At 43.6% G+C, this 21,346-nt stretch carries 16 protein-coding genes; 8 read left to right on the top strand and 8 right to left on the bottom strand.

From position 1 onward, the window contains the following. The first annotated feature begins 48 nt into the window (after positions 1 to 48). The 4 genes from aceE to hpt all read left to right on the top strand — a co-directional run bounded on the left by aceE (position 49) and on the right by hpt (position 7,060). Positions 49 to 2,712, top strand: a complete 2,664-nt coding sequence (aceE, locus tag AC2VOY_RS08595; RefSeq protein WP_491830905.1) for a pyruvate dehydrogenase (acetyl-transferring), homodimeric type — start codon at positions 49 to 51, stop codon at positions 2,710 to 2,712. A gap of 69 nt (positions 2,713 to 2,781) precedes the next feature. Continuing rightward, the gene (gene aceF, locus AC2VOY_RS08600; protein ID WP_491830906.1) at positions 2,782 to 4,662 is read left to right on the top strand and encodes a pyruvate dehydrogenase complex dihydrolipoyllysine-residue acetyltransferase; all 1,881 of its coding nucleotides are present in this window, start codon (positions 2,782 to 2,784) and stop codon (positions 4,660 to 4,662) included. A 225-nt stretch (positions 4,663 to 4,887) separates the two neighbouring features. Further along, complete coding sequence (gene lpdA / locus AC2VOY_RS08605) at positions 4,888 to 6,315, top strand: dihydrolipoyl dehydrogenase (RefSeq protein ID WP_491830907.1); 1,428 nt, start codon at positions 4,888 to 4,890, stop codon at positions 6,313 to 6,315. A 208-nt stretch (positions 6,316 to 6,523) separates the two neighbouring features. After that, positions 6,524 to 7,060 carry a hypoxanthine phosphoribosyltransferase gene (gene hpt, locus AC2VOY_RS08610; RefSeq protein ID WP_491830908.1) on the top strand — a complete coding sequence of 179 codons (537 nt, stop codon included), beginning with the start codon at positions 6,524 to 6,526 and terminating at the stop codon, positions 7,058 to 7,060. A gap of 113 nt (positions 7,061 to 7,173) precedes the next feature. On the opposite strand, the gene can is transcribed toward hpt, so the two are convergent. Next, the gene (gene can, locus AC2VOY_RS08615) at positions 7,174 to 7,863 is read right to left on the bottom strand and encodes a carbonate dehydratase (RefSeq protein ID WP_491830909.1); all 690 of its coding nucleotides are present in this window, start codon (positions 7,861 to 7,863) and stop codon (positions 7,174 to 7,176) included. A gap of 147 nt (positions 7,864 to 8,010) precedes the next feature. Here can and AC2VOY_RS08620 point away from each other — a divergent pair, with 147 nt between their 5' ends. Beyond that, entirely contained in the window at positions 8,011 to 8,925 is a 915-nt protein-coding gene (locus tag AC2VOY_RS08620) for an ABC transporter ATP-binding protein (RefSeq protein ID WP_491830910.1), read from the top strand. Between the two features lie 8 nt (positions 8,926 to 8,933). Further along, positions 8,934 to 9,704 (top strand): ABC transporter permease, encoded by a 771-nt coding sequence (locus tag AC2VOY_RS08625; RefSeq protein WP_491830911.1) that lies wholly within the window; start codon positions 8,934 to 8,936, stop codon positions 9,702 to 9,704. A gap of 112 nt (positions 9,705 to 9,816) precedes the next feature. On the opposite strand, the gene panC is transcribed toward AC2VOY_RS08625, so the two are convergent. The 7 genes from panC to sfsA all read right to left on the bottom strand — a co-directional run bounded on the left by panC (position 9,817) and on the right by sfsA (position 15,989). Next, complete coding sequence (panC, locus tag AC2VOY_RS08630) at positions 9,817 to 10,713, bottom strand: pantoate--beta-alanine ligase (protein ID WP_491830912.1); 897 nt, start codon at positions 10,711 to 10,713, stop codon at positions 9,817 to 9,819. Positions 10,714 to 10,722: 9 nt separating this feature from the next. Continuing rightward, entirely contained in the window at positions 10,723 to 11,517 is a 795-nt protein-coding gene (panB, locus tag AC2VOY_RS08635) for a 3-methyl-2-oxobutanoate hydroxymethyltransferase (RefSeq protein ID WP_491830914.1), read from the bottom strand. 4 nt (positions 11,518 to 11,521) lie between these two features. Beyond that, positions 11,522 to 12,058, bottom strand: coding sequence for a 2-amino-4-hydroxy-6-hydroxymethyldihydropteridine diphosphokinase (gene folK / locus AC2VOY_RS08640; RefSeq protein ID WP_491830915.1), 537 nt, complete (start codon positions 12,056 to 12,058; stop codon positions 11,522 to 11,524). A gap of 32 nt (positions 12,059 to 12,090) precedes the next feature. Then, positions 12,091 to 13,479 carry a polynucleotide adenylyltransferase PcnB gene (pcnB, locus tag AC2VOY_RS08645; protein WP_491833056.1) on the bottom strand — a complete coding sequence of 463 codons (1,389 nt, stop codon included), beginning with the start codon at positions 13,477 to 13,479 and terminating at the stop codon, positions 12,091 to 12,093. 179 nt (positions 13,480 to 13,658) lie between these two features. Next, positions 13,659 to 14,495, bottom strand: a complete 837-nt coding sequence (gluQRS, locus tag AC2VOY_RS08650; RefSeq protein WP_491830917.1) for a tRNA glutamyl-Q(34) synthetase GluQRS — start codon at positions 14,493 to 14,495, stop codon at positions 13,659 to 13,661. Positions 14,496 to 14,630: 135 nt separating this feature from the next. Further along, positions 14,631 to 15,080, bottom strand: coding sequence for an RNA polymerase-binding protein DksA (gene dksA / locus AC2VOY_RS08655; protein WP_491830919.1), 450 nt, complete (start codon positions 15,078 to 15,080; stop codon positions 14,631 to 14,633). A gap of 126 nt (positions 15,081 to 15,206) precedes the next feature. After that, the gene (sfsA, locus tag AC2VOY_RS08660; protein ID WP_491830921.1) at positions 15,207 to 15,989 is read right to left on the bottom strand and encodes a DNA/RNA nuclease SfsA; all 783 of its coding nucleotides are present in this window, start codon (positions 15,987 to 15,989) and stop codon (positions 15,207 to 15,209) included. 132 nt (positions 15,990 to 16,121) lie between these two features. On the opposite strand from sfsA, the gene hrpB reads away from it, so the two are divergent. After that, a complete protein-coding gene (hrpB, locus tag AC2VOY_RS08665; protein ID WP_491833057.1) occupies positions 16,122 to 18,746 on the top strand; it encodes an ATP-dependent helicase HrpB in 2,625 nt (874 codons plus the stop codon). Between the two features lie 107 nt (positions 18,747 to 18,853). Beyond that, positions 18,854 to 21,247 (top strand): penicillin-binding protein 1B, encoded by a 2,394-nt coding sequence (gene mrcB, locus AC2VOY_RS08670; protein ID WP_491833058.1) that lies wholly within the window; start codon positions 18,854 to 18,856, stop codon positions 21,245 to 21,247. The last annotated feature ends 99 nt before the right edge of the window (positions 21,248 to 21,346 follow it).

The following is a 21,346-nucleotide window of genomic DNA, read 5'->3' on the forward strand; positions in this document are numbered from 1 at the left end:
TGTTATTTAAAATAACAAGCAGTCCAACCAACAAAAGGATAGATCGCCATGTCAGAAGTCATGAATAATGACGTTGATGCACTGGAAACTCAAGAATGGCTAGAAGCACTTGAGTCAGTGGTCCGCGAAGAAGGTGTTGAGCGTGCACAATATTTACTTGAACAAGTTCTAGAAAAAGCTTGTTTAGACGGTGTTGACATGCCAACTGGTATCACATCTAACTATGTGAATACTATTGCCCCAACTCAAGAACCAGCTTACCCAGGTGATATCACACTTGAGCGTCGTATTCGTTCGATCATTCGCTGGAATGCAATCATGATCGTACTACGCGCCTCTAAGAAAGACTTAGAGCTTGGTGGTCACATGGCTTCTTACCAGTCTGCTGCTGCGTTTTATGAAGTGTGCTTTAACCACTTCTTCCGCGCTGCAAACGAAAAAGACGGTGGCGATTTAGTTTATTATCAAGGTCACATTTCTCCAGGGATCTACGCACGTGCTTTCCTTGAAGGCCGTCTAACTGAAGAGCAACTTGATAACTTCCGTCAAGAAGTTGATGGTAAAGGTATCCCTTCATACCCACACCCTAAATTAATGCCAGAATTTTGGCAGTTCCCAACTGTATCTATGGGTCTTGGCCCAATCGCAGCTATCTATCAAGCTCGTTTCTTGAAATATCTTCACGGCCGTGGTCTAAAAGATACTTCTGAGCAGCGCGTTTATGCCTTCCTAGGTGATGGTGAGATGGATGAGCCAGAATCACGCGGTTCTCTTTCTTTCGCAGCGCGTGAGAAACTAGACAACCTATGCTTCCTAATCAACTGTAACCTACAGCGTCTTGACGGCCCTGTAATGGGTAACGGTAAGATCATTCAAGAACTTGAAGGTCTATTCAAAGGTGCTGGTTGGAACGTTGTGAAAGTTATCTGGGGTAACAACTGGGATGCACTTATCGCAAAAGATACCTCTGGTAAACTGCTTCAATTGATGAATGAAACCATCGATGGCGACTACCAAACATTTAAATCAAAAGATGGCGCATACGTGCGTGAGCACTTCTTTGGTAAATACCCAGAGACTGCAGCACTTGTTGCTGACATGACTGATGAGCAAATCTTTGAGCTTAAACGTGGTGGTCACGATTCATCTAAACTTTACGCAGCATTTAAAAATGCACAAGACACTGAAGGCAAACCAACTGTAATCCTTGCGAAAACAGTTAAAGGTTACGGCATGGGTGACGCTGCGGAAGGTAAAAACATCGCGCACCAAGTTAAAAAACTAGATATGACTCACGTGAAGAGCCTACGTGACCGTCTATGTCTTGAAGACTTAATTTCTGATGAAGATGTTCAAAGCCTACCTTATCTAAAACTAGAAGAAGGCAGCGCTGAATACGAATATCTACATGCACGTCGTAAAGCACTGAAAGGTTACACGCCAAAACGTCTGCCTAACTTTACACAAGCACTAGAAATTCCTGAACTTTCTGAGTTTGATGCGCTACTTAGCGAGCAAAAACGTGACATTTCAACCACTATGGCTTATGTCCGTGCGCTAAACATCATGCTTAAAGATAAAGGCATTGGTAAGAACATCGTTCCAATCATTGCCGACGAAGCACGTACTTTCGGTATGGAAGGCCTGTTCCGTCAAATCGGTATTTATAACCCACACGGTCAAACTTACACACCAGAAGATCGCAGCGTAGTGTCTTACTATAAAGAAGCGACTTCAGGTCAAGTATTGCAAGAAGGTATCAATGAACTTGGTTCAATGTCTTCTTGGGTGGCAGCAGCGACGTCATATAGCACAAACGATCTTCCAATGATCCCGTTCTATATCTACTACTCTATGTTCGGTTTCCAACGTGTTGGCGACATGGCGTGGATGGCTGGTGACCAACAAGCACGTGGTTTCCTACTTGGCGCAACAGCTGGTCGTACAACGCTTAACGGTGAAGGTCTACAGCACGAAGATGGTCACAGCCATGTTCTTGCTAACACTATCCCTAACTGTGTGTCTTATGACCCAACGTTCGCTTATGAAGTAGCGGTATTACTACAAGATGGTCTACGTCGTATGTACGGCGAGCAAGAGAACGTCTTCTACTACCTAACGCTAATGAACGAAAACTACCACATGCCAGCTATGCCTGAAGGCGCTGAAGAAGGTATCCGTAAAGGTATCTACAAGCTAGAAAGCTATGCAGGTAGCAAGTCTAAAGTTCAGCTAATGAGCTCTGGTACTATCATGAACGAAGTTCGTAAAGCTGCGGGTATCCTAAGCGAAGAGTACGGCATCGCATCTGATGTGTTCTCTGTAACTTCTTTCAACGAACTAACGCGTGACGGTCAAGATGCAGAACGCTTCAACATGCTACACCCAGAAGCTGAGCAAAAAGTACCTTACATCGCAACAGTTCTAGGCTCTGAGCCAGCAATCGCTGCAACGGATTACATGAAGAACTATGCTGAGCAAGTTCGCGCATTCATGCCAACTGCAAGCTATAAAGTGCTAGGTACTGACGGCTTTGGTCGTTCTGATAGCCGTGACAACCTACGCCGCCACTTCGAAGTGAACGCAGGTTATGTTGTTGTTGCAGCACTGTCAGAGCTTGCGAAACGTGGTGAAGTTGAGAAATCAGTAGTTGTTGAAGCAATTGCTAAATTCAACATTGATGCAGATAAAGTGAACCCACTTTACGCATAACACTCAATTGATAAGCGCAGCCAGAGTGACTCTAGGTTGCGCTTTCTTGCATAGAATTAGGAAAGTAATATGTCTATCGAAATTTTCGTACCAGATATCGGCGCTGATGAAGTAGAAGTCACCGAGATTCTTGTTAACGTTGGCGACAAAGTAGAAGAAGAGCAGTCTCTTATCACTGTTGAAGGTGATAAAGCGTCAATGGAAGTTCCTGCATCAAGTGCTGGTGTAGTTAAAGAAATTAAAGTTAAAGAAGGCGACAGTGTTTCAACTGGTAGTCTAATCATGGTATTTGAAGCTGAAGGCGGCGCGGCAGAAACGCCTGCTCCAGCAGCAGAAGCACCGGCAGCAGCGCCAGCGCCTGCAGCGGCATCTGAGCTTAAAGAAGTTCACGTACCAGATATCGGCGGTGATGAAGTTGAAGTGACTGAAATCATGGTTGCAGTAGGTGATTCAATTGAAGAAGAACAATCACTTATCACTGTAGAAGGTGACAAGGCTTCAATGGAAGTTCCAGCGCCATTTGCCGGTACATTGAAAGAAATCAAAGTTGCCGCAGGTGATACAGTTTCAACTGGTAGCCTAATCATGGTATTTGAAACGGGCGCATCTGCACCAGCAGCAACGACCGAAGCACCAGCAGCAGCGCCACAAGCAGCAAGCGCGCCAAGTGTTCAGGAAGTTAACGTTCCTGATATCGGCGGTGATGAAGTTGAAGTCACTGAAATCATGGTTGCCGTGGGTGACAGCGTTGAAGAAGAACAATCACTTATCACTGTAGAAGGTGACAAGGCTTCAATGGAAGTTCCAGCGCCATTTGCAGGTACAGTTAAAGAAATCAAAGTTGCCGCAGGCGATAAAGTTTCAACTGGTAGCCTAATCATGGTATTTGAAGTCGCTGGAAGCGCGCCAGCAGCAGCGCCGGCGGCACAAGCTCCTGCAGCGCCAGCTCAAGCATCTGCGCCAGCAGCGCCAAAAGCAGCAGCGGCTCCAGCAGCAAGCACAGGTGATTTCCAAGAGAACAATGAATATGCACACGCATCACCAGTTGTTCGTCGTCTAGCACGTGAGTTTGGTGTTAACCTTGCGAAAGTGAAAGGTACTGGTCGTAAGAGCCGTATCCTAAAAGAAGACGTTCAAAACTTCGTTAAAGAAGCGCTAAAACGCCTAGAATCTGGCGCAGCAGCGGGTAATGGCGACGGCAGTGCGCTTGGTCTACTTCCTTGGCCAAAAGTTGATTTCTCTAAATTTGGTGAGACTGAAACGAAAGCACTTTCTCGCATTAAGAAGATCTCTGGTGCTAACCTACATCGTAACTGGGTGATGATCCCGCATGTTACACAGTGGGACAACGCAGATATCACTGCGCTTGAAGCATTCCGTAAAGAGCAAAATGCAATCGAAGCGAAGAAAGATAGCGGCATGAAGATCACACCACTTGTGTTCATCATGAAAGCTGCTGCGAAAGCACTTGAGCAGTTCCCAAGCTTCAACTCTTCACTTTCTGAAGATGGCGAAAGCTTGATTCTGAAGAAATATGTGAACATTGGTATCGCTGTTGATACGCCAAACGGCCTAGTTGTTCCTGTATTTAAAGATGTGAACAAGAAAGGCATCTACGAGCTATCTGATGAGCTAAAAGCTATTTCTAAGAAAGCACGTGATGGCAAACTAACTGCATCTGACATGCAAGGTGGCTGTTTCACTATCTCAAGCCTTGGCGGCATCGGTGGTACTGCATTTACACCTATCGTCAACGCGCCAGAAGTTGCTATCTTAGGTGTGTCTAAATCTGAAATGAAACCTGTATGGAATGGTAAAGATTTCGAACCACGCCTACAGCTTCCACTATCACTATCTTATGATCACCGCGTGATCGATGGTGCGGAAGGTGCACGTTTCATTACTTATCTAAACAACTGCCTAACAGACATTCGTCGTTTAGTTCTGTAGTAATTTAGTGCTATAGTCGAAAAAGATAAGACAAATAAGGCGGTTATACAATGCCGCCTTGATCACAAGAATGATGTCTAGCTCACAAGCTTTTCGGATTTAGATTTCAACCAAGACCAAGTCTAGATAGACTAGAAAGCAGTAATCTAGATAGAATAGAAGATGTAAATGGTCTGGTTGAGCATTCGTTTAGCCTGTTAGGGATAATGACTAAAAGAGGTCGAAATGAGCAAAGAAATTAAAGCACAAGTCGTAGTACTTGGCGCAGGTCCTGCTGGTTATTCAGCGGCATTCCGTTGTGCAGATTTAGGTTTAGAAACAGTCATCGTTGAGCGTTACAACACGCTTGGTGGTGTATGTCTAAACGTAGGTTGTATTCCGTCAAAAGCATTGCTTCACGTTTCAAAAGTAATTGAAGAAGCAAAAGCTATGGCTGAGCACGGCGTTGTTTTCGGCGAACCACAAACAGACATTGACAAAATCCGTATCTGGAAAGACAAAGTAATCGGCCAACTTACTGGCGGCCTTGGCGGCATGGCAAAAGCACGTAAAGTGACTGTTGTGAACGGCCTAGGTAAATTTACAGGTCCAAATACGCTTCAAGTTGAAGGCGAAGAAAGCACAACTGTCACTTTTGATAATGCTATCGTTGCTGCGGGCTCACGTCCAATCCAACTGCCATTTATCCCACATGAAGATCCACGTATTTGGGATTCAACGGATGCACTTGAGCTAAAAGAAGTCCCTGAAAAACTTCTTATCATGGGTGGTGGTATCATCGGCCTTGAAATGGGTACAGTGTACAACTCACTAGGTTCTCAAATCGACGTTGTTGAAATGTTTGACCAAGTGATCCCAGCTGCGGATAAAGACGTTGTTAAGGTTTACACTAAGCGCATTAAAGACAAGTTCAACCTAATGCTTGAAACCAAAGTAACAGCTGTTGAAGCAAGAGAAGACGGCATTTACGTTTCAATGGAAGGTAAAAAAGCACCTGCTGAACCTGAGCGTTATGACGCAGTATTGGTTGCAATCGGTCGTGTGCCAAACGGTAAACTACTGGATGCTGAAAAAGCTGGCCTAGAAGTTGATGAGCGCGGCTTTATCAATGTTGATAAGCAAATGCGCACCAATGTTCCACACATCTTCGCGATTGGTGATATCGTTGGTCAACCTATGCTTGCGCACAAAGGTGTGCATGAAGGTCACGTTGCTGCAGAAGTTATTTCTGGTAAAAAACACTACTTTGATCCGAAAGTTATTCCTTCAATTGCGTACACTGAGCCAGAAGTTGCTTGGGTTGGTAAAACTGAAAAAGAAGCAAAAGAAGAAGGCATCAAGTACGAAGTGGCAACATTCCCATGGGCTGCATCAGGTCGTGCAATCGCATCTGACTGCGCTGATGGTATGACTAAGCTTATCTTTGATAAAGAAACTCACCGCGTAATCGGTGGTGCTATCGTTGGTACAAACGGTGGTGAACTTCTTGGCGAAATCGGCCTTGCAATCGAAATGGGTTGTGATGCAGAAGATATCGCACTAACCGTTCACGCGCACCCAACATTGCATGAGTCAGTTGGTCTTGCTGCAGAAGTATTTGAAGGTTCAATTACCGATCTTCCAAATGCAAAAGCTGTGAAGAAGAAAAAATAATTCATTTTCGCAGTTAAATTTTTAACTTTTTTCATATCAGTTAAGAATTAAAAGTATATAGAAAACCGTAACTTGTGATTATCATGAGTTGCGGTTTTTTAGTTATGCAAATCACGAAAAGCCTTGAGGCGAATCGCTATTGGCAAGTTTGAGTCACAGGTGATAGAATAGCCGACTTATTTTTACATCGAACTAAGATTGAGAAACAATGAAAAAGCACACGATTGATGTCATGATTTCTGAAGAAGAAGTCGCACAACGCATTCAGACCTTAGGTAAAGAGATCACCGAATTTTATCAAGGCAGCGAAGATTTAGTCATGGTTGGCCTACTACGCGGTTCATTTGTTTTTATGGCAGACCTTGCACGTGCGATTGAACTCCCACACCAAGTGGACTTCATGACAGCGTCAAGCTATGGCAATAGCATGAACTCTTCTCGCGATGTTCGTATTTTAAAAGACTTAGATGATGATATCAAAGGCAAGGATGTGCTACTGGTTGAAGATATTATCGATACGGGCAATACGCTAAGCAAGGTAAAAGAAATCCTTGAAATTCGCGAACCTAAATCCATTCAAATCTGTACTCTGCTAGACAAACCTTCACGCCGTGAAGTTGAAGTTGACGCACGTTGGATTGGCTTTGAAATCCCAGATGAGTTCGTGGTTGGCGTCGGCATTGACTATGCTCAAAAATATCGCCACTTACCATATATTGGTAAAGTAACTTTATTAGAAGACTAATCTTTTAAAGCTAAAATCTGATAGATATAAATATGCCCAAGTCTGTTTTAATAATGACTTGGGCATAATTTTTTAATCACTAAAAAGTGTTAGTATTTTCTAAATGCAAAGGGTTAAGCTTCTGAATCAGAGCCTATTCCTTTTACTGCTGTGACTTCATCATTCATGATTTTATCAAGCGATGCTTGGTGCGATAATTCTAAGCTCTCACGGCTGTGACAACGCACGCCTAGGTCGTTTAAGATACCATCACCAATACCATATACCCAGCCGTGGATTTGCGTCTTCTGACCGCGCTCCCAAGCTTGTTGAATGATGGTTGAGTTGCCTAAGTTATACACTTGCTCTGCAACGTTGATTTCACACAGCTTATTACCCCATTCTTCTTTCGGGTATTTAGCCAGCCAGTCTCTATGCTTGAGGTAAAGATCGCGAATATGCAGCAACCAGTTATTGATAAGCCCTAGGTTTGGATTATCAATAGAGGCTTGCACACCACCACAGCCATAGTGACCACAGATAATAATGTGTTTTACTTTGAGTACATCGACTGCATACTGGACCACAGATAAGCAGTTGAGATCCGTGTGGATCACTTGGTTGGCTACGTTTCGATGCACAAATAGCTCACCTGAATGCAGGCCGGTTAAACGCTCAGCTGGGACTCGGCTATCTGAACAACCGATCCATAAATATTCTGGGTGCTGAGAGCCTTCAAGATTGGTAAAAAACTCAGGGCAATCAGACTTTATTTGATTTGACCAAGCTTGGTTGTTTTCGAATAACTGTTTTATATCTGGCATGTTATCATCCTCTTAACTTGCTCTTATATCTGGCATATTTGTATATATACCTTTCGATCATTCTGGGTATAACTAAAAATTGATAAAAATCAAATCAGATTTGTACTAACATAACCTAAATTAATAAAAAGATAAAAGATATTCACTATGTATGCATTAGAAATTGAAAATTTAACCAAAACTTATGCAGGCGGCGTGAAAGCGCTAAAAGGCATTAGTTTATCTGTGGAAAAAGGTGATTTTTACGCACTTTTAGGTCCAAATGGCGCAGGTAAGTCGACGACAATCGGTGTCATTAGCTCCCTCGTTAATAAAACTTCTGGGCTAGTTAAAGTATTTGACTATGATATTGATAAAGATTTAGTTCGCGCTAAGCAGCAACTAGGTTTAGTCCCACAAGAATTTAACTTTAACCCCTTTGAAACGGTTCAACAAATTCTGCTTCAGCAGGCCGGTTACTATGGCGTGCCGCGCTCTGTTGCCAAAGAAAGAGCACAAAAATACCTCACTCAGCTCGATTTGTGGGAAAAACGTGACCAAAGAGCAAGAAACCTTTCAGGTGGGATGAAACGTCGCCTGATGATTGCGCGTGCGCTGATGCATGAGCCGAAACTGCTTATCTTAGATGAACCTACCGCTGGGGTTGATATTGAACTGCGCCGCTCGATGTGGGAGTTCTTGCAAAAGATCAACAAAGAGGGCGTGACGATTATTCTCACCACGCACTATCTTGAAGAAGCTGAGATGCTGTGTCGCAATATAGGTATCATTAACGCAGGTGAAGTGATTGAGAACACTTCAATGAAAGCCTTGCTAGGCAAATTAAGTGTTGAAACCTTTATCTTAGATCTAAAAGATTGCCCGCAACAGCCAGTACTTAAAGATGCCAAAATTAGCTATTTTGATCATCAAACCCTTGAAGTCGAAGTTGAAAAATCACAAGGTTTGAATGCCGTCTTTAGCCAGCTCACAGAGCAGGGTGTCGAAGTATTGTCGATGCGTAACAAGGCGAACCGTCTTGAAGAGTTATTTGTAGAAATTATCCGCTCGGGTGAGAAATAGGAAATAAAATGCTTGAACTATATTGGACGGCTTTTAAAAGCTTAGTTTATAAAGAAATCAATCGCTTCATGCGAATTTGGGTGCAAACCATAGTCCCACCAGCAATTACCATGACCTTATATTTTATTATTTTTGGTAATCTGATTGGCTCACGTATTGGCCAAATGCACGGCTTTAGTTATATGGAATATATCGTTCCAGGTTTGATTATGATGTCGGTTATTACCAACTCTTATTCAAATGTGGCGTCGTCATTTTTTAGTGCTAAATTTCAAAAGAACATTGAAGAGTTATTGGTCGCGCCAGTACCAAACCATATCATCATTGCCGGCTATGTGATGGGCGGGGTAACGCGCGGCTTGTTAGTTGGCATTTTAGTCACTTGCGTGGCACTCTTTTTTGTCGATTTAACCGTGCAGCACTGGTTTATCGTGGTATCGATTGTGTTCTTAACCTCAGTCTTGTTTGCCCTTGGCGGTTTAATCAATGCTGTGTTTGCCACAACGTTTGATGATATCTCGATTATTCCAACCTTTGTGCTCACGCCGCTGACTTACTTAGGTGGGGTCTTTTATTCGATTGATCTCTTACCTGAATTTTGGCAGGCAGTATCTAAGATCAACCCAATCGTGTATATGGTCAATGGTTTCCGTTATGGCTTTTTAGGCGTCTCGGATGTCAATGTGACCACAGCTTTTGGTGTCTTGTTGGTGTTTATTGCTGCGCTTTATGCGTTAGCTTATTACTTGATTTCAAAAGGCAAAGGACTAAGAAGTTAATCTTTTTAGACCACTCAAGCTGTTGACTCAGCTAAAGCCATAAAAAAACGCAGCGAGAGATTCGCTGCGTTTTTTATTTTATATGTTAAATACTTAGTATTTAAACTTTTAGTTATTCTTCTTCAACATCTTGCGCTGAATCGTCGCTGCTTTCACTTGGCGTGATATCCACAACAATATTATCAATCAAACGCGCTTTACCTAAGTAAGCCGACATTAAGATCACTAGCTGAGTGCTGCTTTCTGTTGGTACAAGTAAGGTTTGCGCATCACGCACAAAGATTTCATCAGGCTCTAAATCTGCTGCGCGCAGTTGATCGCTCGCATCTTCAATTAAAGAACTCCAATCATCACGCCCGCCGCGAATTTGGCTGCTGATCCAACGCATGGTGCGAGCTAGCACAGGTGCACGCTGACGCTCCCCTAAAGTCAGGAGGTTATTGCGCGAACTCATCGCAAGGCCATCCATTTCACGCACAGTTGGCACGCCGATGATTTCAATTGGCATTGAAAGATCGCTCACCATTTTTTTGATCACAGCCAGTTGCTGGAAGTCTTTTTCACCAAAACAGGCGACATCCGGTTGGACGATATTAAAAAGCTTGGTCACAATCGTACTGACGCCACGAAAATGCCCCGGACGTGATGCACCTTCTAAAATGTTTGACAGACCCGTTACTTCAACAGCAGTCTGCTTTTCAAGACCTTCTGGGTACATAATTTCTGGGGTTGGCGTAAACACAAAATCAACGCCTTCCGTGTTTAACTTCGCTAGATCATCATCTAACGTGCGTGGGTAGCTGTTGAGATCATCGCTGCGCTCAAATTGCATCGGATTAACAAAAATGCTCACCACAACAATGTCCGCATTTTCACGGGCTTTACGCGCTAAAGTTAAGTGACCTTCATGCAGGTTACCCATAGTTGGAACAAAAGCAATACGGCGGCCTTCACGACGCGCACTATTTAATTGCTCTCTAAGTTGAGCTACATCAGCAAAAGTTTGCATGGATTATCCTTATTCAAAAGTATGTTCAGCAGCAGGGAAGATCCCTTGTTGAACATCCTGAATATACTTTGAAACGGCCTCTTGCATTGAACCTGTTTCAGTTAAAAAGTTTTTCGAAAATTTTGGCATATAGTTAGCAGAGATCCCGAACATATCATGCATCACTAGGATTTGACCGTCTGTATCTTTACCTGCGCCAATCCCGATCACTGGAATATGTAGGGCATCCGTAATACGTTTGGCGAGCCCACTTGGCACACATTCAAGTACTAGCAGTTGCGCGCCAGCATTTTGCAGAGATAAGGCATCACGTACGATTTGGTCAGCCACATCGGATTGACGGCCTTGGATCTTATAACCACCAAAGATATTGACAGATTGTGGCGTTAAGCCTAAGTGGGCACATACAGGCACAGAGCGCTCAGTCAAGGTTTTAACCGTTTCAACGAGCCAGTCACCACCTTCAAGCTTGACCATGTTTGCGCCCGCTTGCATGAGTTTAGCCGCGCTGTGGCAAGCTTGTTCTGGGGTTGCATAGCTCATGAAAGGCAAATCAGCTAATAATAAAGCATTTGGGCTACCTGCGCGGACGCAGCGAGTATGATATGCAATATCCTCAACACTCACTGGCAGGGTATCATCATGGCCTTGTAAAACCATTCCTAATGAGTCACCAACAAGGAGTACAGGCATTTCTTGATCTTCAAAAAGTTTGGCAAAACTTGCATCATAAGCGGTTGAGCTTGCAAATTTTTGGCCTTCTTTTTTCCACTTCATCAAGTCATTAATGCTAATTTTTTTCATTTTATTACCTTTGAGCCATTTTTAGCTTTGAAATAAGGGGAGAGTCCGCCCAAATTGTTAAGCCATTGCGTGGCACTGTTTTTAATAATTCACAGAGCATGGTTCCATCTGGAAGCTCTAAATCAGGTGCAATTTCTTCTAATGGATAAAGTACAAATTCACGTACTTTCATTCCGTAATGAGGGATAGTTAAACGATCACATTCTAAAGTGAGGTCATTATATAAGATAATATCTAAATCTAAAGTCCTCGGTCCCCAACGCTCTGCTTTTCTGGTACGTCCATGTTTTTTCTCAATGGCTTGCGTCGCATCAAGGAGTGCCATTGGCGTGAGGTTGGTTTTGGCGCAGACCACCGCATTGACATAATCGGGCTGATCTTGTGGGCCCATAGGTTTGCTCGAATATAAAGAAGAGCTGGCTAACACTTCAAGATCGGGATGCTCAACAAGTTCTAAAATAGCTTCTTGAGCGGTTTGCAGCGGTTCACCTAAGTTACTGCCTACCGCAATATATACGATATTTTGTAAATCTTGAGACATAAGGCTCCCTTCTTGTCTTGCTTAACGGATATTTATTCTGATGTTGTGCTTGGGCCTGCGGTGCTTATTTTACGCTTTTTCTTATGTGGTCGTTTACGCTTGCGTCCGGTGGTTTTCGGATCGACAACTTGGTTGACCATGTTTTGCTTGTGTACATCTGGCGCAGACTGGAATGTTTCCCACCAATGTGCAAGCTCAAGGGTCTCACCACCTTCGATTTGACCTCGCATTTCAAGCAAATCAAAGCCTGCTCTAAACTTAGCTAAGTTTGCGAGTTGGAATGCACGTTTGCCAGCGCGGCGCGGCAGACGTAATTGCAGCATCCAAATATCTCGGATGGTCGTCGTATGGCGACGTGGGATCGCAATGCTTTTGACTTGTCGATCTAAGATCAAGTTACTCGCCATCATGATCGCATCATAATAACTAAGCTTGCGGTCATTCATTAGATCGCGGGCTAAAATTTCAAGCGGATACCACAAAAATGCCGCAAACATAAATGCAGGGTTGATTCGCTTACCTGTTGCCAGGCGCTTATCGGTTGAGCGCAGCACAGTGTCAATCATCTGCTCTGTGGTTGAGCTATGATCGGGCGTAAAGTGCTCTGCAACCAATGGGAACAGCGGTGAGAACAAGTTGTAATCACGTAGCATTAAATAAGTGGCTTCACCTTGGCCTGATTGCAGCAGTTTTAATGATTCTTCAAACAAACGTGCGGGTGGAATTTCTGTCAGCAAATTTGCCATATTTCGAATCGGCGCAGAGGTTTGCGTCTCGATTTTCATATTTAATTTGGCAGCAAAGCGCACCGCGCGCAGCATGCGTACGGGATCTTCACGGTAGCGCTGCTCAGGATCGCCTATCATACGGACAAGGCCAGCTTTTAAATCTTCAACACCGCCAGCATAGTCATGAATGCTAAAATCTTTGATGTTGTAATACATGGCGTTAATCGTAAAGTCACGACGCTGCGCATCTTCATCAACTGTGCCATAGACATTGTCTCGCAGCAGCATACCTTCTTTAGATTGCGCTGAAACGTCTTTAATTTTCTTCGCTTTGGTGACTTCTTGCGGCGCTTCATGGTGGCCACGAAACGTCGCGACTTCGATGATTTCACGCCCAAACATAATATGTGCTAAACGAAAGCGACGCCCAATTAAGCGGCAGTTACGAAATATTTTTTCGATCTGCTCTGGGGTTGCATTGGTGGCAATATCAAAATCTTTTGGGGTTTGCCCAAGCAAGAGGTCGCGCACACCTCCGCCGACAAGAAATGCCTCATAGCCATACTTATTTAAGCGATATAAAACTTTGAGCGCATTATCACTGATATGGTTACGTGAAATAGGGTGCGCGTCACGGGTGATAATATTCAGAGGAATGTCTCCATTGCTTGCGATACCCTTAAGTTTGGGTATATATCAGCTCGATCGTAAAAATAATTGCTACATCATAACTTAGGTTGAGCGATTTGAAAAATCTAAGCTGAGTTTTTAATTAGCTTTGTAAAATAAACTTCATTTTTCTACGCTTTTTGAGCAAATTGATTCACTTTTTAGCGTATTTGTTTAATTTTAGAAATTCCAGAGGCTGATATTTAAGGTATCGTCCAGTGTTTGATCCCAAAATCTAAGATCTCCGCAAGACTGAGATCCATCAAACTGCTCGTTTCAAAACCTAAAAACTGCATCGCGTGGATAATATTTTGCTTCGCATGTTGATTTTCAATAGCAGGGGCATGATTTTGTTTGGAAAGCTTGTTTCCTGATTCATCAAGCGCAAGCGGTAAATGCAAATAGGAAACAGGCGTTTGGCCTAATAAATGGTACAAGCTAATTTGACGCCCAGTGGGTTCTAATAAATCAGCGCCACGTACCACTTGAGTCACGCCTTGATAAATATCATCTAGCACCACTGCAAGATTATAGGCAAATAAGCCATCACGACGTTTAATAATAAAGTCTTCTTGGGCCAGCGCGCGCGGGATAGTGATTTCCCCTAAAGCTAAATCTTGAAAGCTTTCAATGCAATGGGTTTGTTGTAAGCGAATTGCAGCGTCGCCAGCAGGGACATTTGCATTTCTGCAGTGCCCTAAATAATAACCACCATCGGCTTTAATTTGTTTGCGCGTGCAGTTGCAGTAATACGCCATGCCATTGGCGAGCCAAGCATCGATTTGCGCTTGATAGGCAGCATGGCGCTGGCTTTGATAGATGACTTCGCCATCCCAAAAAAGTTGGTGGGCTTCAAGCGTATCTAAGATGAGTTTATCTGCGCCGGGCATTTCACGGGGAGGATCGAGATCTTCAATCCGCACGAGCCATTTACCTTGGTTTGCCTTGGCTTGAAAATAACTACCAAGGGCGGCAATTAAGGAGCCAAAGTGAAGCGGGCCGGATGGAGAAGGGGCGAAGCGGCCGATATATTCATTCATCATCAATGCTTTATCGCTTTCAACTTTTAGGGGATATAAGAATATATGACTGGATCAAGTCATCGCTCTTCAAGTTTGAAGAGTAAAGAAGGAAGACACCAAGCCCTCCTCTTTATCAAAAGACTTAACTAAAGTTTAGCCTTGCATCTGTCTTTCTTTGATTTCTGCAAGTGTTTTACAGTCAATACAAAGATCAGCAGTTGGACGCGCTTCAAGACGACGGATGCCGATCTCTACGCCACAAGACTCACAAAAACCAAAGTCATCTTCTTTTAGTTTGCTGAGTGTTTTCTCAATTTTTTTAATCAAGCGGCGCTCACGGTCACGGTTACGCAGCTCTAGGCTAAATTCTTCTTCTTGCGAAGCGCGATCCACTGGATCAGGGAAGTTGGCAGCTTCATCTTTCATGTGGCTTACTGTGCGGTCAACTTCAACACGTAGTTGATCACGCCAAGCAGTCAAAATTTTTGAAAAATGCTCCACTTGCTCAGGTGACATATACTCTTCACCCGGCTGTTCCTGATATGGTTCAACACCTGCAATGGCTAGAATGCCTAGCGTTTTTTTCTTATTTGTTTCTGGCATACAGCGCTCCTAATTACTACACCTTTAGCTATCCATTAGCTAATAAGGGCGGTATCTATATCAAAAAGGCAAGCTCTAGGCAAACTTTGACTGACAGTTTTGTTAAATGGGTGACAAAGATGACTATTAATTTGCATATTTGTCGAAATTTAAACCAGTCGAAATTTCCATTGATTGCGGGGAGATTTGCGTTTGATAAGCGATGATTTCTACCCCAGCATCCATTGCTTGAATAAGTAACTTTCCATAATCTGGGTCTATATGGTGTGCAGGAGCGACTTTTTCAATACCTGTGTGCAAAATAATGTAAAAAAGTACTGCTCGTTGCCCTTTTTTTGCGATTTGAGTCAATTCTCGTAAGTGTTTTTGCCCACGGGTCGTGACCGTATCAGGAAAATAACCTTGTCCTAGTGACTTTTCATCTAACAAAGTCACGCTTTTTACTTCTATATAGCAATCTGGTTTTGGTCTCTTTTTGCCATTTTGGATATCAGGTTGAGGCGCATCTTGGAGCAAAATATCAATTCGGCTATTTTCATCACCATATTTAACTTCAGTTTTTAGCTCATCATAACCCAACAGTTCACTAATTTTACCTGCGCGTATCGCTTCGACCACAAGTTGGTTGGCTCTGGCGGTATTGACGCAAATAAAATGCTCTTTATCGGTTAAGGTCAACTCCCAAGAAAGCGGATACTTTCGTTTTAAGTTTGGAGAAGTGGAATAAAAAATCTGGCTATTGGGCGCGGCACATCCCGTCATTTTGCCCGTATTGGCGCAGTGAATGGTCGTTTCTTTAACTTTATTGTCTGGCAAAAGCGCATCGTTATCTTGCAAAAGCACATCGGCGAGAAATCGTTTATACCGACGCACTAAGGTCGCAGGCTTTAAAGGGGGATCAAATTGCATAAGTCTTTCAGTTTCCAATTCGTTTTTTAATCGTTTCTTTTGATATGATATACGGGACACCCATGAATTTAAATCTAATTGATATATGGGACACCCATACATTTTTATCCAAATGATGAACTCAAATTGACTATGACAACCCACCAGATCTCAAGCCAACTTCCGATTGCAAGCAAAGTAGCAGATATCCTACAAAGTTTGGACACCCATGCTCAGGTGGTCTTAAAAGCTGAAACCGGCGCAGGGAAATCCACCGCTTTGCCACTTGCTTTGCTCTCATCTGGGCAGTTTCAAGGCCAAATCATTATGCTTGAACCAAGACGCTTGGCGGCGAAAAGCATTGCCAGTTATTTAGCCAAGCAACTGGGAGAGAAAGTCGGCCAAAAGGTGGGGTATCAAATTCGTGGTGAGCAAGCTAAATCTCAGGACACCCAACTTTTAATTGTCACCGAAGGCATTATGCTTGCGATGCTGCAAAGCGATCCGGAATTAACTGGGGTGTCCTTAGTTATTTTTGATGAATTTCATGAGCGCAGTTTAAATGCAGACACTAGCTTAGCCTTTTGCTTGGAAAGCCAAGCGGCCTTGCGCGAGGATTTAAAGCTTTTGATTATGTCGGCGACTTTAGAAAAGGAAACTTTTTTTGCTAATTCATCCAAATCGAATCAAGCTGACTTTTTAGAAGATGGCTGTTTTATTGAATGTGAAGGTCGCACCTTTCCTGTTGCGATAACGTATCAAAGTCTCAAGCCAAACCAAGAGTTGAACAATGCTGTAATTGCAACGAGTCTAGATATGCTGCGCACTCAGCAAGGCTCTTTATTAGTCTTTTTAGATGGAACGCGTTCAATTCGATACGTTGAGCGCAATTTAAGCCAGCAACTCGCGCAGGATCTTAGTCTGCAAAATGTCGATCTCTATTGCTTATATGGGCAGATGGATCTTAAAGCGCAACAAGCTGCGATTGCGCCAACTCAAGCTAATCGTCGTAAAATTGTGTTAGCAACCAATATTGCTGAAACCAGTTTAACCATAGATGGGATCAGCATGGTGCTCGATGCTGGGATGGAGCAGTCAGCAAGCTTTGATCTTAAAACAGGGATCACCCGCCTTGAATCTAAACGTATTTCGCAAGCTTCAAGTGTTCAACGCGCCGGCCGTGCAGGGCGTTTGCAAGCGGGGATTTGTGTGCGTTTATATAGCAAAGAAGTATTTGAGCGCCAGCCACTTGAAACTCAACCTGAGATTTTACGCAGTGACTTGACCTCGCTGCGCTTAGAAACGCTTAAATGGGGCGCGCGAAATGTGAATGAACTGGCTTGGCTCAATCCACCGCCGGCGGTGGCAATACATAAAGCGGATGAGTTACTTCGCAACTTAGGTTTGTTGGATCAAAAAGGTGATTTGAGCGCAAAAATGCTGCGCATGGGAGCGGTATCCTTAGATCCTCGTTTTTTGGCTATGCTGATCCAAACCCTTGAGCTCGCACAATCGGCAAACTTGCCACATTTGCTTGATACCAGTACCGCCTTAATTTGCTTATTCGAAGAAAGACGCAAAGCTTTGGATTTAGCGAGTGATTTAGCTTTACTTCAAAGTGGTAAGCATCCAAATCAAAGACAACTGCTTCAGCGTAGCTTGAGTTTGAGCGTGCAACTTTCACAAATCAAAGAGTTAAATCCTACTTACCCAGCTCTCAAGCTTCGTAACTTTAAGGCTGATTTTAAACATTTAGAGAGAGATTACGCTGGGGTGCTGGCAAGTTTTGCTTATCCAGACAGAATCGCTTATCAAGCACAAATGGGGCAAGAGGCGAGCTTTTTACTTGCCAATGGGCATGGCGCGTTTCTTGATCCGCTATCTAACCTTGCTAAGCAGCATTGGATTGTAGTGATCGATCTTTTGCGTCATTCAGGCGGGCAAGGACGCAGTCAGATCTTTAGCGCGCTTGATTTGGATTTTGAGTTATTAAAAGATTTGAGTCAAACGCACGATCTTGAAAGCCAGCATTGGTTTCAAGACTCAGAGCTGATCCAATGGGATCAAAAGCGTGGCCAGATGATGGGTTGGGAGGTGCAAACTATCGGGCAAATTTGTTATGCCAAACAAGCCTTTGATAAACAAAAATCCTTAACCAGCGCGCAAAAAACGCAAGGCTTGATAAATTATCTCAGTCGTCATGGGTTAGCTGCGCTGAACTGGAACAAAGGTGCGCAAAATTTGCAGCAGCGCGTCTTGTGCGCCAGGCTTTGGCTACCAGAGGAAGATTGGCCAGATATGAGCGAAGAGGCGCTGCAAGCTCATTTAGATGCGTGGCTTTTGCCATATTTAAACGGCGTCCATGATTTAAAAGCACTTTTAAAAGTCAATTTAGAAGAAGCATTAAAAGCTTACCTTGGCTGGGAACTGATGCAGCTTTTAGATGCCGAACTACCGACACATTGGCTGCTGCCAACCGGTCGAATGCAGGGGATTGATTATCAATTTGGCCAAGATCCTGTATTATCGGTGCGCATGCAAGAAATGTTTGGCCAAGCCAAATCACCATTAATCGCAAAAGGCAGACAAGCGATTTTGGTGGATCTGCTTTCGCCAGCGCAGCGATCGTTACAGCGAACCAAAGATCTTGCAAGTTTTTGGCAAGGATCGTATCAATATGTCCAAAAAGAGATGAAAGGGCGCTATCCTAAACATATTTGGCCTGATGATCCCGCAAATCATCAAGCGACACGAAAAACCAAACGTCATTTTTCATAAAATGATCCAAGGGACGACATTTCGCCAAGGGATTTAAATTAGGCAATGGAATTAAAATGAAAGTATTGAAAAATAAAGCATTGGCCTCTGGGCGCAAAAAATTTGCGATGGACCCAAAAGAGGAATCCGGTATGAGAGCGACACGTCGCCGCAAGTCAACGACGACTGCGAAAAAAACGACGCGCAAAAAAGCCCCCAAAAAGAAGGCGCCAAAATCTTCTTGGAAAGGTACTCTTTGGAGTATTTTCTGGAAGTTAGCGATTGTTGGCATCGTCTTGGTGGCTGCGCTAGGTTTTTATCTTAATAATTTAGTCACTCAGCGTTTTGCAGGACAGCTTTTCTCGATTCCAACTGTTGTCTATGCGCGCATCATGAACTTGCAAGTTGGCGGCGATATGAGCCAGTCTGAACTGCAACAAGAATTGAATGTGCTTAACTATAAAAAAGTGAGCACGCCAAATCGCGCGGGTGAGTACAGTGTTGGGTCAAATAAAATTGAGCTGATCCGCCGTCCATTTGAGTTTACTGATGGCCCTGAAGATGAGCGTCATCTGTCAGTTAGCTTTAATCAAAATAAGATTGAGCGGATTGAATCTCTTGAAGAAGGAGCGCGTGGCGATCTTGGCTTTGTACGTTTAGAGCCGAAGATGTTAGGTTCGCTTGAAGCCGGTCAAGAAGAGCAGCGTTTATTCTTAAAACGTGAGCAATTTCCGGATGTGATGGTTGAAGCTTTAGTCGCAACAGAAGATAAGAACTTCTACCACCATCACGGGGTTTCTCCGGTTGGGATCATGCGTGCTTTGGTTGCGAATATTAAAGCAGGTCGCACCGTTCAAGGTGGTAGTACTTTAACCCAGCAGTTAGCCAAAAACTTATTTTTGACCCGTGAGCGTAGTCTCTGGCGTAAGATCAAAGAAGCTTATATTGCGCTGATCATTGATTATCGTTATAGCAAAGATCGTGTGCTTGAAGCTTATTTAAACGAAGTGTATTTAGGTCAAAATGGGAGTGAAGCGATCCACGGTTTTGCGTTAGCATCACGCTATTACTTTGGCGTGCCGATTGATGAGCTGCGCGTTGATCAAATGGCGTTACTTGTTGGTATGGTAAAAGGCCCATCTTATTATAATCCTAAGCGTTATCCTGAGCGTGCTAAAGAGCGCCGAGATGTTGTATTAATGCTTATGAATCAACAAGATCTTCTTTCTGAAGATGAGTATAAAGCTGCTATTTCTGCACCGCTAGATGTCGAGCAGAACTTGCATATGGCGCGCCGTCAGCCGGACTATTTTGAGCAGCTTAAAAATGAGCTAACAGAAAAAGTAGGCGATAAATTCACGCCTGATTCTGGTCTACGCGTTTTTACTACGCTTGATCCTGTGTCACAAAGTTACATTGAGCAAGCGGTTAAGCAAAGCGTACCTAAGCTTGAAGCGCGTGTTGGTGAAGGTCTGCAAACCGCAGCGGTTGCTGTGGATCGTAAAACCGGTGAGATCCGCGCTATGGTGGGAAGTAAGCAAGCAGGTTTTGATGGTTATAACCGCGCCTTGCATGCTAAGCGTCAAATTGGTTCACTGGCAAAACCATCAGTGTATTTAACTGCGCTCCAATATCCAGATAAGTTTAACCTTGCAACCACTCTTGAAGATAAGCCAATTAGCTTAAAAACAGGAGATGGTAAACAATGGAAGCCACAAAACTATGATCGTAAATATCGTGGTCAAGTGCCTTTGTATTTAGCGATGGCAAAATCACTCAATGTGCCAACGGTTAATTTGGGGATGCAAATTGGCACCTCTGATGTGCTAGATACTTTGACTAAACTTGGCGTGCCAAGAGATGCGGTGACGCCTGTGCCGTCTATGTTCTTGGGTGCTTATAGTCTAACGCCGTATCAAGTGGCGCAAATGTTCCAGACCATTACCAATAGCGGTAAACGTGCGACTTTAACAGCGCTGCGTAATGTGGTTGATAAAGACGGCGAAATTATTTATCGCTCACTACCAAAAGCGTCACAGCAGGTACCATATCAAGCGGCTTGGATGACCACATATATTATGAAACGTGTGGTCACAGAAGGAACAGGTCGTTCACTGCAAGCTAAATTTAGTAAAGCTTTGCTGGCAGCCAAAACAGGTACCAGTAACAATGAACGTGATAGCTGGTTTGTCGGCGTCGACGGACGTGAAGTGGTAACTATTTGGACGGGGCGTGATGATGACAAGCCAATGAAACTCACTGGTGCAAGTGGTTCATTACGTACTTATGATGAGTATTTAACCTTGCGTAAGCCGCAGACGCTTTCTCTGCCGTGGCCAAGTGGCGTCACAACAGCCAAATACCGCTCGGTAAATGGTGCCTTGGTCTTTGATTGTAAAGGAAATCAAGAATTGCCGATTTGGGAAGATGCAGACAAGCTAAGCGCGAAATGCAAACAAGCTGCTAAGCCTGCGCCACAAGATCAAAGCAGTGATTGGTTCCAAAGCCTGTTTGCTGAATAAGTAAATAGTTATATAAAAAGCTAAAACTAAAAGCTCAGTTTGTGTGATACAGGCTGAGCTTTTTTATACCTAAATGGACTAATTATTTCGACTATATCT

The sequence above is a fragment of the Vibrio sp. KMM 9700 genome (genome assembly GCF_058545285.1).

Coding starts and splice junctions, on each gene's coding strand:
- aceE (WP_491830905.1), top strand. CDS start 49: ATGTCAGAAGTCATGAATAATGACGTTGATGCACTGGAAACTCAAGAA.
- hrpB (WP_491833057.1), top strand. CDS start 16,122: ATGACAACCCACCAGATCTCAAGCCAACTTCCGATTGCAAGCAAAGTA.
- panB (WP_491830914.1), bottom strand. CDS start 11,517: ATGAAAAAAATTAGCATTAATGACTTGATGAAGTGGAAAAAAGAAGGC.
- gluQRS (WP_491830917.1), bottom strand. CDS start 14,495: ATGAATGAATATATCGGCCGCTTCGCCCCTTCTCCATCCGGCCCGCTT.
- dksA (WP_491830919.1), bottom strand. CDS start 15,080: ATGCCAGAAACAAATAAGAAAAAAACGCTAGGCATTCTAGCCATTGCA.
- folK (WP_491830915.1), bottom strand. CDS start 12,058: ATGTCTCAAGATTTACAAAATATCGTATATATTGCGGTAGGCAGTAAC.
- mrcB (WP_491833058.1), top strand. CDS start 18,854: ATGGACCCAAAAGAGGAATCCGGTATGAGAGCGACACGTCGCCGCAAG.
- lpdA (WP_491830907.1), top strand. CDS start 4,888: ATGAGCAAAGAAATTAAAGCACAAGTCGTAGTACTTGGCGCAGGTCCT.
- can (WP_491830909.1), bottom strand. CDS start 7,863: ATGCCAGATATAAAACAGTTATTCGAAAACAACCAAGCTTGGTCAAAT.
- AC2VOY_RS08620 (WP_491830910.1), top strand. CDS start 8,011: ATGTATGCATTAGAAATTGAAAATTTAACCAAAACTTATGCAGGCGGC.
- AC2VOY_RS08625 (WP_491830911.1), top strand. CDS start 8,934: ATGCTTGAACTATATTGGACGGCTTTTAAAAGCTTAGTTTATAAAGAA.
- sfsA (WP_491830921.1), bottom strand. CDS start 15,989: ATGCAATTTGATCCCCCTTTAAAGCCTGCGACCTTAGTGCGTCGGTAT.
- panC (WP_491830912.1), bottom strand. CDS start 10,713: ATGCAAACTTTTGCTGATGTAGCTCAACTTAGAGAGCAATTAAATAGT.
- hpt (WP_491830908.1), top strand. CDS start 6,524: ATGAAAAAGCACACGATTGATGTCATGATTTCTGAAGAAGAAGTCGCA.
- aceF (WP_491830906.1), top strand. CDS start 2,782: ATGTCTATCGAAATTTTCGTACCAGATATCGGCGCTGATGAAGTAGAA.